The organism is Maridesulfovibrio zosterae DSM 11974 (assembly GCF_000425265.1).
Lineage (GTDB): Bacteria > Desulfobacterota > Desulfovibrionia > Desulfovibrionales > Desulfovibrionaceae > Maridesulfovibrio > Maridesulfovibrio zosterae.
Window position 1 is genome coordinate 43549 of sequence record NZ_AUDC01000019.1, and the last position, 16250, is coordinate 59798.

Sequence of the window (16250 nt, forward strand, 5' to 3'; positions counted from 1 at the left end):
AATAGTGTGTTTTATCTTCTTGGTGTTATTCTGTGTAGTGGTTGAAATAACTGTCAGGCGTTTTTTGCTTAATTCACCTGATATAACGAAGGAGGATCCCATGAACATTTCACGGCGAGGGTTCATGAAACTTGCGGGCATAGGTGTCGCAGGTCTCGGAATGAGTCAGCTAGGACTCGATTTATCTCCGGCACAGGCGTATGCTGCCGGACTTAAAATTAAGGGAGCTAAAGAAGTAATTTCCATCTGTCCGTTTTGTTCGGTCAGTTGTCACTTCATTGCTCATGTGAAGGACGGAAAGATTGTCAGTACAGAAGGTGATGCTGATTATCCTGTCAGTGAAGGTGCTCTCTGTGCAAAGGGGGCAGCTATGCTGTCCATGCACAACAGCCACCATAGACTACAAAAACCCATGTACCGTGCTCCCTACAGCACTAAGTGGGAAGAAAAAAGCTGGGAATGGGTCCTTGACCGCATTGCCCACCGTGTAAAAGAAACACGTGATGCAGACTTCAAACGCTTCAATAATAAGGGGCAGGAAGTAAACCGTGTCGAATCAATCTTTCATCTTGGGTCATCACAGATGGATAACGAGGAGTGTGCAGTCGTCCATCAGGGTGTACGCGGTCTCGGCCTGGTGCATTTTGATCACCAGGCACGTATCTGACACAGCGCAACAGTTGCGGCTCTGGCAGAGTCGTTCGGGCGCGGTGCGATGACAAACCATTGGTGCGATATTGAAAATGCAGATTCTATCCTGATCATAGGAAGTAATGCTGCAGAGCACCATCCGATCTCCTTTAAATGGGTTTTACGGGCCAAGGACAAAGGCGCCACTGTTATGCATGTGGACCCAAAATTCTCCCGTACTTCCGCAAGAAGTGACTTCCATGTGCCGCTCAGATCAGGCACAGATATTCCTTTTATGGGTGGAATGATCAACTATGTTCTGGAGAATGATCTTTACTTCAAGGACTATGTAGCTGATTACACCAATGCTGCTTTTATTGTGGGCAAGGACTATAAGTTCTCCAGAGGACTGTTTTCCGGCTACGATGCTAAAGCACGCAAATATGACAAATCAAAATGGGTATTTGAGCTGGATAAAGATGGTGTGCCGAAGAGAGACCCTTCACTGAAGCATCCACGTTGCGTATTCCAGATGCTCAAAAAGCACTATTCACGTTATTCCCTTTCCAATGTTTCTAAAACTACAGGTGTTACTAAAGAAAACCTGACCCGTGTTTACAAGACATTTGCTGCTACAGGTAAAAAGGATAAGGCTGGAACAATTATGTATGCCCTGGGCTGGACTCAGCATACTGTTGGTGTGCAGAATATCCGCTCCAGTGCCATCCTTCAGCTTTTGCTTGGTAACATAGGTGTAGCCGGTGGCGGTATTAACGCTTTACGCGGTGAACCTAATGTACAGGGGTCAACTGACCATTGTATCCTTTGGCATATCCTGCCTGGTTATCTGCCTGTTCCAAAAGCCAGCCTTGGTTCGTTTGAAGATTATACCAAGGCAACGACTCCGGTCAGCAAAGATCCTGAAAGTGCCAACTGGTGGCAGCATAAGCCTAAATATATGGCTTCACTGCTTAAGTCTTGGCGCGGAGAAAATGCTACTGCTGAAAACGGATTTGGTTACAAGCTCTTGCCTAAAGTGGATGATGGAGAAGATTACTCATACATTTTCATCTTTGACCGTATGTACAAGGGTGATATCAAGGGGGGTTTTGTCTTCGGAACCAACCCGGCCCAGAGTGTGCCTAATTCTAATAAGGCCCGTAAGGCTTTGGATAAGCTTGACTGGCTTGTTGTAGGCGAACTTCATAATACTGAGACTTCAGATAACTGGCATCGTCCGGGTGTCGATCCCACTCGGAACAAGACTGAAGTCTTCCTGCTTCCTTCTGCGCAGCGGGCAGAAAAGGCCGGTTCTATCAGTAACAGTGGACGTTGGCTGCTTTGGCATTATGAAGCCTGCCGCCCTATGGGTGAAAGCAAAAGTATGGGTGAAATGTATGTGGATATCATAAACCACGTACGCCGACTGTATAATAAAGAAAATGGTACTTTCCCCGAGCCTATCTTGAGTCTCGACTGGCCTGCGTATTATGATGCTGAAGATGTCGCTCAGCGTATTAATGGTCGTTTTACCAAGGATGTTGAGTTCAAAGGCAAGAAGTACAAGAAGGGACAGCAGGTTCCATCCTTTGTAGCTCTAGGGGATGACGGTTCAACATCATGTATGAACTGGCTCTATTCAGGAAGTTATACCGAAGAAGGCGGCAACAAGGCTAAACGCCGCAGTCTGGAGCAGACGCCTATGCAGGCGAAGATAAACCTCTTCCCCAACTTTGCATGGTGCTGGCCAGTCAATCGCCGTATTCTTTATAACCGTGCTTCAGTTGATGCCAAAGGGCAGCCTTTCGCTCCGCAGAAAGCGGTTATCAAGTGGAACGGTTCCAAGTGGGAAGGTGATGTCCCTGATGGCGGTTGGCCACCGAACGCAAGTGGTAAAGGGCGCTATCCGTTCATCATGCGTAAGGAAGGCCATGGACAGCTATATGGTCCGGGACTTCAGGATGGACCTTTTCCTGATCATTATGAGCCTGTGGAAACTCCTATCAAGAGTCATCCTTTCTCAAAGCAGCTTAACAGCCCTGTTTACAAGCGGGTATTCAGTGACATGGATAAACTTGCTAAGCCTGCTGATGAGCGTTTTCCTATTGTCCTTACCACGTACAGTATGACTGAACACTGGTGCGGTGGCGGTGAAACAAGGAATATTCCGGCTCTGCTTGAAGCTGAACCGCAGCTTTACGTTGAAATGAGTCCGGAGCTTGCTGAGGAAAAAGGCATTGCAAACGGCGATCCTGTAATCGTTGAAAGTATCCGTGGTAAAGTTGAAGCTATTGCAATGGTAACTGTGCGTATGACTCCTTTTGAAGTTAAAGGTGAAATCGTACATGAAGTAGGTATGCCTTTCTGCTTCGGCTGGACGACGAGAGGTTGTGGTGATGCAACAAACAGGCTGACTCCTGCAGTTGGTGATCCGAACACTACCATTCCTGAGTACAAGGCTTGTCTCGTGAATGTTCGCAAAGCGAAAACTCTCACTGAGATTGAGTAACCCGAAACCAAGCCGGACCTTACGGTCCGTCCAAAAAGGAGTAAAAAATGCCTAAAGCATTCTTTATCGATACTTCTAGATGTACGGCTTGTCGTGGTTGCCAGATTGCCTGCAAGGAATGGCATGATCTGCCTGCGACAGAAACAAAACAGCGTGGTTCACATCAGAATCCGGCTGATTTAAATCCCTTCAATTATAAGTTGGTTCGTTTCAGCGAACATCGTATTAACGGAAAGGTCGAGTGGTATTTTTTCCCCGACCAGTGTCGTCATTGCGATGTTCCGCCTTGTAAGGATATCGCTGATTCTTATGTTACCGGGGCTGTGATTAAAGATGAAGACAGCGGAGCTGTTATCTTTACTGATCAGACTAAACGACTTGCTGCGGATGAGGCTCAGGAAATGACTGAAGCATGTCCGTATAACATTCCCCGCCGTAATAGCGGAACAGGGCTGCTCAGCAAGTGTGATATGTGCATTGATCGTCAGCAGGCGGGACTCATACCTGTTTGTGTGAAGACTTGTCCTACCGGAACCATGAACTTCGGTGAGCGTGAAGAGATGGAGGCTCTGGCGGAAAAAACTCTTACCAAGGTCAAAAAAGATTACCCAAATGCAGCCGTAATTGATGCGGATGAAGTAAATGTGATCTATCTGGTTATGGATAAACCGGAGCTTTATTACGAGTACGTAACTGCCGATAACTCAGGTATCGGTAATGGTGTAACCCGTAAAGAATTCCTCGCAGGTCTTACCAAACCTGCCAAGCGTATATTGGGATAAGCATCCTATCACCGGACCACGGTTTTTATCCGTGGTCCGGTCTTGTTTGCCTCCGTCGACTTAACCCCTTTTGGGAAGGGGGTTAAGAATTCTAAGACTTTTTAGTAGGTATTATCTAAATATATGAGTGGAATTTTTTGCGTGGTTATTTTGTATACAGGTTAATATAAAATTCAGGTATCCGCTGGACTGAGGTAAGTCTCAAAGTTTTGCATGAGAATTAAGCTCCGCAGTTTTTATGGTATGTCGTTTAAAATAAATAATTTCAGGGTTATATTTCAATGAATAAGATTAAATCTAAGTCTAAGAAAAAGCGTGACGTGCAATCCGGTCTTCTTTACTTACGTAAAAAAACTCCCGCTCTTGAAAATATTTTTGATGCTTTCGGTCCATTAGTTCAGGCTCAAGAAAAGGGATATGAATTGCTTGAGGACTGGACCGGATTTATTTTGCCTGAAGCGTATGCTCCACGTTTTGAGCAGGGAGTTCCTCTTTTATCAGAAATGGATTTACCGGAGCTTGGGGATTTGTATTCAGATATTTTTATCAGTGTGTCTGAAGCTGTGGCTAAGGGAATGCCCAGTATATCCAATCAAATAACTGAAATTATTAGAGCTGTTAAAGATGCTGAAAACATAAATGATTTAGCAAAAGCTACTTGGAGTGAGGATCTTGTTCTTATTGATCAACTGGTTGAGAAATGGAAAGTAGATCGGCAGACTCTTCTTTTTCTGGCAACTATGGCTCTCAAGCCTTTCATGGGTCGCATGGAAGTTGATGCTGCAAGATTGATAGAGAATATGGTGTGGACTAAAGGATACTGTCCTGTTTGTGGGACTTTTCCGGATATGTCCCTGCTTAAGAAATCAGGTGATGATAATGCTTATCTTAAGTCACATGGCGGGCAACGTTGGATGCATTGCTCATGTTGCGGTCACGAATGGCGTATAAAGCGTAACATGTGTCCTTGGTGCGAAAGTGAGGATTATGAAAAACTCAGATATTTACAGGACGAAGAATCTAAAAATGAAAGAGTGGATGTTTGCGATACATGTAAACATTACTATGTAACCATTGATACCCGTGAGCTTATGGAAGAACCTGATCAGCGGATTGCTCCGTTGGGATTGGTACATCTTGATATTAGAGCGCAAGAAGAGGAGTATAGGCCTATGGCTGAAGTTCCGTGGAATATACTGTAGTGTTTTTTAATATGTAAAAGCGCCACTATTTGTTTTCAGGTAGTGGCGCTTTTTTGTACTTGATTTGAAATTAAAAAAAGCTGTTAAAATAGTTTGATGTTACTTTTCTATTGCCTTTCTCAAGTCTTTAATCATGCCGCCGATGTTATCAGCACCGACAATTTCGGTAACTAAAGCAACACATTTAGCACCGCGTTTCATTACATCGGCAATGTTGTGTTCTTTGATGCCGCCTATGGCAACAAATGGCAGATCTATATTTTGGACAACGTAGTCGAGATATTCAAAGCCCACTGGATCGACAACATCATCTTTCGTGAATGTTTTAAAAATGGGGCCTACTCCGATGTAGTCAGCTCCTGCTTCAACAGCTGCCCGTGCTTCCTGCGGACTATGGGTGGAAAGGCCGATGGCCATTTTGTCCCCCACAAGTTTACGTACAGCATGCACAGGGAAATCTTCCTGCCCGATATGAATACCGTCAGCTTCAACCATCATGGCTAGATCTATATCATCGTTGATGATAAAAGCAGCACCTGCCTCATGGGTCATTCTGCGTATTTCCAAGCATTCAGCATATTTCTGACCGGATTTAATTTCTTTCTCACGGTACTGAATCAGCTTGATGCCGTTATCAAGCATTTCACGTACAACTTCAGTGTTAGAGCGTCCTTTAGAAAATTTAAGAGCGGTAAGGCAATATAAATCTGTATCAAGAATATTTTGTCTGGTTATTTCTCTTGAACTCATTATTTTTCTCCTTCTGACTCATATTTGTTGAGATAATAGGCCAGTATAACATCGGCCTGTTTTGCCGCAGCTATGCCCACTTTAGGTGAGAAGGGCGGGTTTTTTGCATTGCATTCGGTTTTCATGTCGCCGATCATGTAGAAATTATTGCGTATTTTGCGGGTGATAAGTTCATCAGCATTTCCTGTTCCACCCATACCTGATGCAGTAATCAGCAGTTTTTCAGTCGGCAGAAAGGTTTCAACAAGGGCCTTTTTAATTCCGGCTGCATCAAAGGCTTCTACAACAACATCACAATCATTGAAAATACCGATCATATTTCCACTATTGACTGTTTCGTGCAGGATGGTGATATCCAGATCCGGGTTGATCTCCAGCAAATTGTTGCTTAGCGCGTCAACTTTGAATTTGCCGAGTTGATCCATGCGGTAAAATTGACGGTTGAGGTTTGACTCCTCAATACGGTCAAAATCAACAAGCACAAACTTTTTGAATCCGCAGCGGACCAAGTGCATCGCACAGTTTGAGCCGAGACCTCCGGCCCCGGCTATTCCTATGCAAATCTGTTGCAGGAAACGCAGCCTGTCTCTACCGAGATATGCGGCGATGCCTGTTTCCGTCTGGTTCACGATGCTTCCTTCAAAGAATGCCAGTCTTTAAATACTGGCTGGTAGCCGTGTTTTCTTAGAACTTGGCTCATCTCTTCAACGCTGCGACCATCGCTGATGTCGAACTGTCCGACTTTTTCATCTGTTTTAGTATGGCCTCCGACTTCAGTGGAAACTCCGGCTGACATGCGGGTGACACCCAGCGGCAGAATATTTTCACGAAATTCAGGAGCTTCACGTGTGGAGATGGTGATTCCGCAGCGCGGCAGGAAGAGACGCAGGGCCAGCATGTTCTGGGTAAGTGATATATCACTTACCAGTGATCTGGGTACAAAGGCATCACCTACATGAGTGCGAATGCGCGGCAGGGAAACCGCTATATCTACATCTGGATATTTATCCTGAAGATATGCAGCATGAATGCCTGTTTTAAGGGCATCGTGCCGCCATTCGTCAAGGCCGAGCAATGCGCCGATATTGACTACACGCATTCCTGCCTTGCAAGCCCTTTCAGGAGCATCAAGACGGAAGCGGTAATCTCTTTTCGGTCCTGCGGGATGTAATTCAGGATAAAGTTCTTCGTTGTAGGTCTCCTGAAACATGGTCATGCCGTCAACGCCTGCTTCTACCTGCCGGGCGTATTCTTCCTCGGTCATGGCATATATTTCGATGGAAACAGAAGGAAAATATCTGCTCAATATTTTTACTGCTGACTCTACGTATTCAGGTGATGATTTGGTCCTTGCATCACCAGTAAGGATAAGCAGATGCTTAAGTCCTGTTTCAGCAATGGCTTTTGCCTCTGTTTCCAGCTCTTCAGGTCCGAGCTGGGTGCGGGGGATCTTGTTTTTGGTGTTAAATCCGCAGTATATACATCTATTTGTGCAGAAATTAGCCATATAAAGCGGGGTGAACAGTTGGATTGTTTTACCGAAGTTCTGCAAGGTCAACTGGTTTGCTTTTTGGGCCATTTCTTCAAGAAAAGGAATTGCTGCAGGGCTCAACAGGGCAAGAAAATCTTTTGGATTAAGTTTTGTCTTGTTAATGGCGCGCCTGACATCGTGTTCAGTGACAGAGCCGAATTGCTCGGCAAGCGGGGCGTCGTTGTATTCGGCGCAGATAGGGTAGAAACTCATTTTTTTATCCCTCGTGCAGGAATCCGGTCAGAGGAGAGGATGCCTTGGCATGACTATGTTTTGCTCCGGGACCGGAGAGATATGCTTCGCGACCTGCTTTTACAGCATGTCCGAAGGCACTGGCCATCATTGCTGGATTGCTGGCAGTTGCTATTGCCGTATTAACCAGACAGGCATCAGCCCCCATTTCCATTGCTTCACAAGCTTCAGAAGGGCGACCTATTCCTGCATCGACGATTATGGGCAGGCTGATTTCATCAATGAGGATGCGTACCATTTCACGAGTTTGAAGACCCCGGTTGGTTCCAATAGGAGCACCAAGCGGCATTACCGCAGCTGCGCCTGCATCAACTAATGAACGTGCAATATACAGGTCTGCATTTACATAAGGCAGAACCACAAAACCTTCGTTTGCAAGGATTTCAGTTGCTTTGGCTGTTTCATAACCATCGGGAAGCAGATATTTGTTGTCGGAAATAACTTCAATTTTGATCCAGTCCCCACAACCCATTGCTTTTGCCAATCTGGCGATACGGACTGCTTCATCCGCATTGCGTGCTCCGGAAGTGTTTGGCAGGAGTTTCATGTTTTTAGGAATAAAATCCATGACATTTCCAGTTGTTGATTCAAAATCTACACGTCTCAAAGCCACGGTGATGATTTGTGACCCTGAAGCTTCACAGACTTCCGGGATAACTGAATCATCTGCATATTTACCTGTTCCAGTCAGCAGACGGCTGTCAAACTCAACTCCGCCAAGTTCAAAAATATCTTTATTCATTTCAATTAACCTCCGCCTACAAAGCGCAGTACTTCGAGGTGATCCCCGTCGTTTATTAAGATGGTAGAAAAATTATCGGCCGGTATGATTTTTTTATTAAGCTCAACAACAACGGTCTCAGGAGACAGGTCCTTGGATTCCAGTAGGTTAAGGATAGTAATCTCTTCGGTCAGTTCAATTTCTTTACCATTAAGGGTAACAAACATTTATAACTCCATAAAAAAAAAGCTCACCATATAGGGTGAGCGCGTACAGTAGATATAAAACAAAATCTATTGCAGCTTCCCTACGGCGGGATTACCCGCATCAGGTTCAAAGGGATCGGCAGATGCCATCTCAGCCTAACAAGGCACCCCTAGCTGGAGATAAGGTATGTAAATCTTTAAGCGGTGTAAAGTGGAAAAGAAAAAAGCTTAGCTTTTAGTGGATCATGATGAGAAAAAGCAGCTAAAAATAATGATGAAAATAAGGAACAGGAGATGGAATATCAGCAATATTCACCATCTCCTGTTATGTGACAAGTTAAAGAGGTTGCTATTTTTTACCGGGATAATATTCAGCGTATTTGATGAAGTAGATATGCTCAGAGATATTTGTGATATGGTCACCTACACGTTCCAGACAGCGCATGGTAAATAGCAGGGAAATAAATCCTTTTCCGTCAGGGTCTTCAGCTTCAACGCAGTCTTTCATACCCAGAAGTGCTTCTTTAAAAAGAGCATCAACATTACTGTCTCCGTGCCATACATCCAAGGCCTTCTCTACACTGAGGTCTTTGAATGCCACAAGTATCTGTTCAAGCATGGCGGTAAGTTCTTTCCCCATATGCTGGACATATGATAGATGCTGTGTGTGTTCTTCGGCAAAGCCTCTTTTTCCTTTTTTAGCAATACTTTTGGCATAGTCGGCAATGCGTTCTAAGTCAGAAGCTATTTTACTGCATGAAAGGATATAACGCAGGTCGCCGGCTTTCGGCTCCATTTTAGTTACTATCATGAGTGAAGCCCGGTCAACTTTGTGCTCCAGTTCATTAATCTTTTCATCTTTTTTTATGATAGCTTCAGCCTTTTCCGGATTATTTTCCTCAAAAGTTGCAAGAGCTTCTATTAATTGATTAAGAGCTAAATTTCCAAGTTCCAGTACAAGTTCCTGCAATTCAGCAAGTTCTTCCTCATAAACTTTCAGAGGATGCTGCATATCCATAAAAAAACTCCTGTAGTCCGCGTAAGGCGGGGATTGTATAGTATTTGCGTTTTTAAATCACTTTTAATTAAGGGCCATTCACTTATGATTTTGTTATATGGCCTTTTTAATCATTTAGTTTGATAAGTAGCGAATACGTTATTTTTGTTACAGGAATATGGCATTAGGATAAAAAATTAAGTATAGGATCTCGTTTTTTAAAGTTAAGAGCTTTTTAAAATTTATAAGCCCATGAATTGTCAATAAGCCGTGAAATTTTATCCAGCGCCTCTTGTTCGGATATTCCAAGTTCTATTAATGTCCTATAAATATGAGAGTATTCATTTCTGAGACTTGTAGAAAAAATACCCGGATCATCACTTGCAATATGCTGATAAATATGATGTCTGATTTGAATACATCATTTGCGTTTCTCGTGACAATTCATTTAAATTCTCAGCACTTAGCCAGAATTATTGCTTAGTAATAGGTCATAAGTATTAACTTGTCGCATGTTACTTGTATCTTAGATACGTGCATATACCATTCATGTGTAGCATATTAGTAATAATTAACTACAGATCAAAAGGAGTCAGGCTTTCATATCCACTTTCGGTGATGACGATAGTTTGTTCGAATTGGGCGGAAAGTGAACCGTCTTTGGTTACAGCAGTCCAGTCATCATCAAGTACCAGAACTTCTTTGGCTCCGAGGTTGATCATAGGTTCAATAGTAAATGTCATTCCAGGTGCCAGTGGGACATTCCCCCATCGAGATCGGAAATGGGGGACATTCGGAGCTTCGTGAAAGTCGAGTCCAACTCCGTGGCCCATATATTCACGTACAACAGAGCAGCCCTGACCTTCTGCATAGGCTTGGATTGCAGATGAAATATCATTGACGATATTTCCTGGCTTCGCCTGTTCCAGTCCTAGACGTAGACTTTCTCTGGCTACGTTAACTATTTTGAGTGCATCTGCCGAGGGAGTTCCCACAAAAAATGTCTGATTGCAGTCGGCATAGTAGCCATCAAGGATTGTCGTGATGTCTACATTAACAATATCTCCGTCTTTAAGTGTGTACTTGCCGGGAATTCCGTGGCAGATAACTTCATTAGGCGAGATGCAGACGCTTTTGGGGAAGCCATGGTAGTTTAAAGGAGCGGGGAGTGCTCCATTATCGGTAGTGAATTTGTGTACAGCCTGATTGATTTTTTCAGTCTCTACACCAGGGTTGATAAGTTCTTTTACAATATCAAATGTTTTCATAACCAGCTGTCCACATCGGCGTATTCCATCAATTTGTTCAGGTGTTTTCAGGCGGACATTGTACCTTTTAAGAAAGCTTTCCGGCAGATTCAAATTCTTAGCTTTTTCCGTACCTATACAGCATTTTTTATATTTCTTTCCACTGCCGCATGGGCAGGGATCGTTACGACCTATTTGCGCGTTCATCATTTTTCTCCTGAATATATATAGTATCAGTTGATTACCCGTTGTAAAAAACAATAATTACAAAAAAAACTATGGTTGAAAAGGCTTTATCACAAGGATAACAGAAGAGAGTAATTTGATAATGGATATTGCAATATTTATGATTGCAGTTAGAAGTGGCAGTAGGGTCCATTGATAATGATATTCATTCATAGTACCATTGCTGCTCTCCACAGGGAATTTGTTCTTTTCTATTGAGTTTGTAATAAGAGATATGAAACGATATTAATTGATCCAGAAAATGAGTCAGAGTTTTTAAAGTAGCCTTTCAGAAAAGACAATGATAGCACTACAAATTCTTTTAAGGTTATGTATAAAAAGGCGATAGGTAATATCAGCCATACAGTTCTTTTTGATCAGGATGCATACTCTTATGCAGTCCTCTTTGATTGTATAAACTGTTTGGATTAGTTTTTTTATTTTAATGGATTATCCATTTATACAGAAATGGGTAATAAAACTAATAGTTAGGAAGCAATGGAAAAGTTACCAAATTGTCCGGAGTGTAATTCTGAGTATGTTTACCATGATGGTAGTATTCTTATTTGTCCAGAATGTGGCTTTGAATTTCAGGCCGAAGATGTGGCAGAAAAAGTATATAAGGATGCAAATGGGAATGTCTTAGTTGATGGAGATACAGTTATAGTTATCCAAGACTTAAAAGTTAAAGGAGCTTCATCGTCCATTAAGAAAGGGACGAAGGTAAAAAATATCCGACTGATAGAACCTGAAGACGGAGTTCATGATATTTCTTGTAAGGTACCCGGCTTCGGTGCAATGCTGCTCAAGACATCTATAGTTAAGAAAAGTTAACTGTACTGATTTTAAGTATTAGTGAAGTGATTAACCTCTTATTGTCTTTATGCTATGAGAGGTTTTTTACTATTTTAGATTTGTTTTTTTCTTTTGATTTTATAGCAACTGTTTATACATGATACTTACATAAGTTTTATATCGCTGTTTAAGATGCTTCTAAGCATGACCATAACTATATGTAATGTTCGTTGAGCTAATGATGGTTGGGTACGGTTATAGCTGTTGGATGTTTTTCTTGAGATTATATTTTGCGTAATATATATAGTCCAATTATTAAATTGTAGTTAAGGGGATATGAATGAGTAATATAATGAAGTATTTTACTGACAGTGAGCATCGTAGAAAAAGACTCTATGATAGACTCGGTAACTACTGTGAGTATATAAAAAATCCTGAAAAGCTATATTATAAGCATTTAGCGAAAAAAGAAGCAGGAAGAATTTGTAATACTTCCGAAATGAAAAGAATAAGTAATCTGGTTGCAGATTATATTGGGGAAGGAGAAAAGTATAAAAACTTAAAACGGTATATAATTATGAATCTCAGACGTGCATATGAGTTGAGACTTCATAAAAGAAAGAATCTTGATGTTTTTGATATTGGGTCTGGAGCTGGTTTCTTTTCATATCTCGCGAAAGAATTTGGGCACAACCCTCAATGTTTGGATGTTCCTAGTATAGAAATTTTTGATGTTCTTATCAAAGAATTTAATGTTCCACGCTGGGAAACAAGAATTGAGCCGCAAAAATTTATTTCATGCAACAGCGATAAAAAATTTGATTTAATCGTTGCGTACGCGATTTGTTTTCACAAAGTGAATAATTATTTATGGACAGAGCAAGATTGGGATTTTTTTCTAAACGACCTTGCTAAAAATTTTGCGAAGCCCGGGGCACAATTACATTTGTGGTTCAATGATGAACCCCACGGAGATTTTGAAGATGCGAAATCTAAAATTTTACAGACTAAATTTGAAATAAAAATAAGTCATAAAACAATTGATATTATCTTTTAGTATTTGCCTTTTGGGATGGATATACTCTGAAATGTCAGAGAAGCGACAATTTAAGCGTGTGTCCATAGTTTTGTAGCTTGATTAATGTTTTGTCTATACGTTTTGGTGTGTTTCTTTTAACCCAATTTAAGGAGATTTAAAATGGATTTAGTTAGAGACGTAGATGTGCCTTGTATGGCTGAAGGAATCGGTACAGGGAAATTGACGATTAAACACTCTTCAGGTTCTTGTGGACAGCCCATATTTGTTGCTGATTCTTCGTCAACTGTATACGGACCTACCGAGGTTATGGCAATCAGACCGATAGAAGGGCATACTTACTCAGAAGATCAGCTTGAGTATGTAAGATATCACGGGTTACAGATACATGGTGCGCGTGCATGGTATATGGATGGATGGGCTCCTTCTAGTCATAAATGTGAAGGACACTAATTTCTACTGAGAAAATTTTTGATATTTTTTGAAATTATTTTTTAAAAATGTGATTTTACTTGTTAGTTGGTTTCAAAAATTAAAGGTTTAGCTCAAATTTTGAGCTAAACCTTGAAATACTGCATAAATAAGGGACAGATCCTTTTTTAGGTTAAGAAGCTAGTTTTTGGTTACGGTAATAGTCCTGTTTAAATCGATCTGGCGAGACATATCCGATCCCGGCATGTCTGCGTTTTCTGTTGTAGAAAATTTCAAGGTAAATAAAAATATCCTGCCTTGACTGCTCACGATTTTTATAGACGGTTCGGTTTACCAGCTTCCTTTTTAGTTTGCTGAAAAAGTTCTCTGCTACATCCTATATCGAAAAAAGGGTGTAAGAAATACCTGAAACAAGAAATGGGTTTATAAGAATCTTTACTAAAAATTCTTATAAACCCCTGTCTTTACATGGTACCCAGAGCGGGACTTGAACCCGCACAGCCGTAAAGCCGAGGGATTTTAAGCCCGTATAAAAAGATTCAGCCAATTGTTCATTAATGTCCATAACCGCTTTGAATACAAAATGTTCATCGGTTATTACTCTGTCTACACAGCCAGTAAAGTCTGTGAGTGTATCAGAAAAAAGTGGGACAGGAGTGGGACAGATATGGCAGCAGGAAAATTTGAAGCGAGCAAGTATACCGGAGTGAGATTCCGGTGCCACAAAACACGCAGGCATGGTGTTCAGCCCGATAAATACTATGTGATCAGGTACAAGGTCAATGGTCGGCTCAGAGAAGAAGGACTTGGCTGGGCTTCGCAGGGATGGTCTCCGGCTAAGGCTCATAAAATCCGCTCTGAGGTTGTAGCAAATATCAAGCTTGGAGTCGGTCCGCAGTCTCTTGAAAATTTCAGGGCAATTAAAGCTGAAAAGGAGCGGGCGAAGTTCGTTGAGCAGCAGGCTCGCAAAACTTTTTCTGAAGCAGGCGAAATCTACATTGAAGAGTACGCCAGAAATAACAAGAAAAGTTGGAAGCACGACCGCACGCGATTCAGAATGCACCTGCTGCCAGTTCTTGGAAAGATTGCTCTTGATGATCTGACCTTTCAGCATATCGAAGATCTCAAAGTCACTGTAGCAGGAAAGGGACTTGCCAAGGCCACGGTTGGGCAGTGTCTCGCCCTTACACGTCAGATCTGTAATTACTCTATTCAAAGAGGCTGGCTTAACGGAGCTAATCCTGTCAAAGGCGTTAAGTTTCCGAGGCTCAACAACCGCAGGCTTCGTTACTTCTCTGTTGAAGAGGAGATTGCTTTTTTCAAACTGGCTGCAGAGCGGGGGTACACTGACTGCCACGATATCTGCCTGCTCAGTCTTTATACCGGCATGCGGATGGGAGAAATTTTTGCGCTTACCAGACAGGATATTGATCTGGTTGAGAACCGTATCATTATTAAAGGAGAGGCGGGAGCCGATGACGGCCCCAAGTCCGGAGTAAGCAGGGTTGCTTACATCACTGAAAAGATAAGGCCTATGCTCGCAGCCAGAATTCCGGAACTGAAGAGCATGGAGGCTTTGCTTTTTCCCAAGCCTTCCGGTGAAGCGCGCAGGGAGATCGGGCAGAATTTCAAAACTCTGATTAAGCATCTCGGATGGAATGATGGCGTCTCTGACCGCCGCTTGCGTTTTTGTGCTCATTGTTTCCGTCATACTTTTGCTTCCCGGCTCGTTGCCAAGTGTGTTCCGCTTCCTGTTGTTCAAAAAATGATGGGGCATGCTACTATCCAGACCACTATGCGCTACACTCATACTCACGATGACCAGTGCCGCAATGCTGCTCAGCTTCTTCTTTAGACCAGCGGGTCAGATTCCTTTATGAACCAGTCCACAAACTGTTCACGAGAATAAAAAACTTTGCGTCCGCGCTTAAATCGTCCTTCGATGGGCCCAGCTCCCTGACAATCCAACATGCGCATTGTTTTGGCTTTGATAAGTCCACCTGTGTGTTCTTCAACTCCTCTTCTGCAAAGTATAGGGGGCAGGGTTTTAATAAGGTGCTCTCTCAGTTCTTCGCGTGTCATTTTTAACTCCATTTTTAATTATGAGGTTTAAAGCTGCCGTTGGTATCAAGGCCGCAGAGGAGTTCCTGAATTGCTGTCATAGCTTCCTGACCTTCTTTACGAATCCGTTTCTTGTCATTGTCATTAAGGTTTCCACGTTCAATGGTTTCACCGTATACGGCAATGAGTTCACCGAATTCTTTTACAGCTTTAATCAGAGACGCATTTGATCCGTTTCCGTCAGGAATTTTGATAAACAGTCCTCTCATATCTGCTGCGAGCAGTTGCATGGGAGAATCAGAGCTGCAAGCTTTCATCAAGGGAACGAGTAGTTCAGCACCAAGTTTGTGGCTGGTGTTTTCTGAGTTCAGTTCATTCATAAGGACATGGTATTTTTTATCGACAATGGCCGCCACTTCACGGGCTCCAATATCAGAATCAATGACCATTTTACGAACTGTATCTGTTAACTTCATGAAATTACTCCTGAAATATATACCAATGTTAACGTGACCCTACGCAAAAGAAGACGTAATTTTCGTCTAGATGTATTCCAATAAATTAAGGCTTTTTACGCTTGGGACCGCTTTTTTCTCTGCTTCGTGCCGGAAGAATTTCTTCAGGCATGCCGTATTCGTTGCGTAAAATTTTGATGTATTTCTGAGGGCATTCACCGCTACGAATGATACAGGAAACTCTGGAAGGGGTGAGGTCAAATCTTTCTGCCAGCGCAACGTTGGTGAGCCCGTTTTTCTCCATCCACGCACGGCGCAGGAAATGGTCCGGAATAGATTCAGTTGTAAAGGGGGCTTGCGCTGAGTCTTTAGTTTGGTTAATCATCAATGGAACCTCAATCAGTTGATGTTTATTTTGA

17 protein-coding genes, 1 pseudogene and 1 riboswitch are annotated in these 16250 nt (G+C 42.5%); of the genes and pseudogenes, 7 read left to right on the top strand and 11 right to left on the bottom strand.

What is annotated here, in order from left to right; translation table 11 throughout:
• Positions 1-100 precede the first annotated feature (100 nt).
• The 3 genes from fdnG (at position 101) to H589_RS0111230 (ending at position 5123) form a co-directional block, all read left to right on the top strand.
• Positions 101-3139: a formate dehydrogenase-N subunit alpha gene (gene fdnG / locus H589_RS0111220; RefSeq protein WP_156891718.1), complete on the top strand. Its 3039-nt coding sequence runs from the start codon at positions 101-103 to the stop codon at positions 3137-3139.
• A gap of 47 nt (positions 3140-3186) precedes the next feature.
• Complete coding sequence (locus tag H589_RS0111225) at positions 3187-3921, top strand: 4Fe-4S dicluster domain-containing protein (protein WP_027722098.1); 735 nt, start codon at positions 3187-3189, stop codon at positions 3919-3921.
• Positions 3922-4202: 281 nt separating this feature from the next.
• Complete coding sequence (locus tag H589_RS0111230) at positions 4203-5123, top strand: formate dehydrogenase accessory protein FdhE (protein WP_027722099.1); 921 nt, start codon at positions 4203-4205, stop codon at positions 5121-5123.
• A gap of 99 nt (positions 5124-5222) precedes the next feature.
• Here H589_RS0111230 and thiE read toward each other — a convergent pair whose 3' ends face one another.
• The 7 genes from thiE to map all read right to left on the bottom strand — a co-directional run bounded on the left by thiE (position 5223) and on the right by map (position 11034).
• Positions 5223-5873: a thiamine phosphate synthase gene (thiE, locus tag H589_RS0111235; RefSeq protein ID WP_027722100.1), complete on the bottom strand. Its 651-nt coding sequence runs from the start codon at positions 5871-5873 to the stop codon at positions 5223-5225.
• On the bottom strand, positions 5873-6502 hold the full coding sequence (gene thiF, locus H589_RS0111240; protein ID WP_027722101.1) for a sulfur carrier protein ThiS adenylyltransferase ThiF: 630 nt from the start codon (positions 6500-6502) through the stop codon (positions 5873-5875). Before thiF ends, thiE begins: the two co-directional genes overlap by 1 nt.
• Positions 6499-7617, bottom strand: a complete 1119-nt coding sequence (gene thiH, locus H589_RS0111245; protein ID WP_027722102.1) for a 2-iminoacetate synthase ThiH — start codon at positions 7615-7617, stop codon at positions 6499-6501. The genes thiF and thiH overlap by 4 nt, the downstream gene beginning before the upstream one ends.
• A 4-nt stretch (positions 7618-7621) precedes the next feature.
• Positions 7622-8398, bottom strand: a complete 777-nt coding sequence (locus H589_RS0111250) for a thiazole synthase (RefSeq protein WP_027722103.1) — start codon at positions 8396-8398, stop codon at positions 7622-7624.
• 5 nt (positions 8399-8403) lie between these two features.
• Entirely contained in the window at positions 8404-8604 is a 201-nt protein-coding gene (thiS, locus tag H589_RS0111255; protein WP_027722104.1) for a sulfur carrier protein ThiS, read from the bottom strand.
• Between the two features lie 60 nt (positions 8605-8664).
• Positions 8665-8765: riboswitch (TPP riboswitch) on the bottom strand.
• A 167-nt stretch (positions 8766-8932) separates the two neighbouring features.
• A complete protein-coding gene (gene phoU / locus H589_RS0111260) occupies positions 8933-9601 on the bottom strand; it encodes a phosphate signaling complex protein PhoU (RefSeq protein ID WP_027722105.1) in 669 nt (222 codons plus the stop codon).
• Positions 9602-10155: 554 nt separating this feature from the next.
• On the bottom strand, positions 10156-11034 hold the full coding sequence (map, locus tag H589_RS0111265; protein WP_027722106.1) for a type I methionyl aminopeptidase: 879 nt from the start codon (positions 11032-11034) through the stop codon (positions 10156-10158).
• 516 nt (positions 11035-11550) lie between these two features.
• Here map and H589_RS0111270 point away from each other — a divergent pair.
• From H589_RS0111270 to H589_RS0111280, 3 genes are all read left to right on the top strand, one after another.
• Positions 11551-11886: a zinc ribbon domain-containing protein YjdM gene (locus H589_RS0111270; protein WP_027722107.1), complete on the top strand. Its 336-nt coding sequence runs from the start codon at positions 11551-11553 to the stop codon at positions 11884-11886.
• Positions 11887-12187: 301 nt separating this feature from the next.
• Positions 12188-12904: a class I SAM-dependent methyltransferase gene (locus H589_RS0111275; RefSeq protein ID WP_027722108.1), complete on the top strand. Its 717-nt coding sequence runs from the start codon at positions 12188-12190 to the stop codon at positions 12902-12904.
• Positions 12905-13045: 141 nt separating this feature from the next.
• Positions 13046-13336 (top strand): hypothetical protein, encoded by a 291-nt coding sequence (locus H589_RS0111280; protein ID WP_027722109.1) that lies wholly within the window; start codon positions 13046-13048, stop codon positions 13334-13336.
• A 151-nt stretch (positions 13337-13487) separates the two neighbouring features.
• Here the strand turns inward: H589_RS0111280 and H589_RS21265 are convergent.
• Positions 13488-13670 (bottom strand): annotated as a pseudogene (locus tag H589_RS21265) (IS3 family transposase); the annotation flags it as partial.
• Positions 13671-13982: 312 nt separating this feature from the next.
• Between H589_RS21265 and H589_RS0111285 the strand changes: the two are divergent.
• Complete coding sequence (locus H589_RS0111285) at positions 13983-15170, top strand: tyrosine-type recombinase/integrase (protein WP_027722110.1); 1188 nt, start codon at positions 13983-13985, stop codon at positions 15168-15170.
• Here the strand turns inward: H589_RS0111285 and H589_RS0111290 are convergent.
• The 3 genes from H589_RS0111290 to H589_RS0111300 form a co-directional block, all read right to left on the bottom strand.
• Entirely contained in the window at positions 15167-15397 is a 231-nt protein-coding gene (locus H589_RS0111290) for a hypothetical protein (protein WP_027722111.1), read from the bottom strand. The two genes, H589_RS0111285 and H589_RS0111290, sit on opposite strands and share 4 nt — an antisense overlap.
• Positions 15398-15411: 14 nt before the next feature.
• Positions 15412-15852 (bottom strand): phage regulatory CII family protein, encoded by a 441-nt coding sequence (locus tag H589_RS20450; RefSeq protein WP_051249732.1) that lies wholly within the window; start codon positions 15850-15852, stop codon positions 15412-15414.
• Between the two features lie 85 nt (positions 15853-15937).
• On the bottom strand, positions 15938-16216 hold the full coding sequence (locus H589_RS0111300) for a hypothetical protein (protein WP_027722112.1): 279 nt from the start codon (positions 16214-16216) through the stop codon (positions 15938-15940).
• Positions 16217-16250 lie beyond the last annotated feature (34 nt).

Coding starts and splice junctions, on each gene's coding strand:
- H589_RS0111290 (WP_027722111.1), bottom strand. CDS start 15,397: ATGACACGCGAAGAACTGAGAGAGCACCTTATTAAAACCCTGCCCCCT.
- H589_RS20450 (WP_051249732.1), bottom strand. CDS start 15,852: ATGAAGTTAACAGATACAGTTCGTAAAATGGTCATTGATTCTGATATT.
- H589_RS0111225 (WP_027722098.1), top strand. CDS start 3,187: ATGCCTAAAGCATTCTTTATCGATACTTCTAGATGTACGGCTTGTCGT.
- H589_RS0111250 (WP_027722103.1), bottom strand. CDS start 8,398: ATGAATAAAGATATTTTTGAACTTGGCGGAGTTGAGTTTGACAGCCGT.
- H589_RS0111280 (WP_027722109.1), top strand. CDS start 13,046: ATGGATTTAGTTAGAGACGTAGATGTGCCTTGTATGGCTGAAGGAATC.
- H589_RS0111230 (WP_027722099.1), top strand. CDS start 4,203: ATGAATAAGATTAAATCTAAGTCTAAGAAAAAGCGTGACGTGCAATCC.
- phoU (WP_027722105.1), bottom strand. CDS start 9,601: ATGGATATGCAGCATCCTCTGAAAGTTTATGAGGAAGAACTTGCTGAA.
- map (WP_027722106.1), bottom strand. CDS start 11,034: ATGAACGCGCAAATAGGTCGTAACGATCCCTGCCCATGCGGCAGTGGA.
- H589_RS0111300 (WP_027722112.1), bottom strand. CDS start 16,216: ATGATTAACCAAACTAAAGACTCAGCGCAAGCCCCCTTTACAACTGAA.
- thiH (WP_027722102.1), bottom strand. CDS start 7,617: ATGAGTTTCTACCCTATCTGCGCCGAATACAACGACGCCCCGCTTGCC.
- thiE (WP_027722100.1), bottom strand. CDS start 5,873: ATGAGTTCAAGAGAAATAACCAGACAAAATATTCTTGATACAGATTTA.
- H589_RS0111275 (WP_027722108.1), top strand. CDS start 12,188: ATGAGTAATATAATGAAGTATTTTACTGACAGTGAGCATCGTAGAAAA.
- H589_RS0111270 (WP_027722107.1), top strand. CDS start 11,551: ATGGAAAAGTTACCAAATTGTCCGGAGTGTAATTCTGAGTATGTTTAC.
- thiS (WP_027722104.1), bottom strand. CDS start 8,604: ATGTTTGTTACCCTTAATGGTAAAGAAATTGAACTGACCGAAGAGATT.
- H589_RS0111285 (WP_027722110.1), top strand. CDS start 13,983: ATGGCAGCAGGAAAATTTGAAGCGAGCAAGTATACCGGAGTGAGATTC.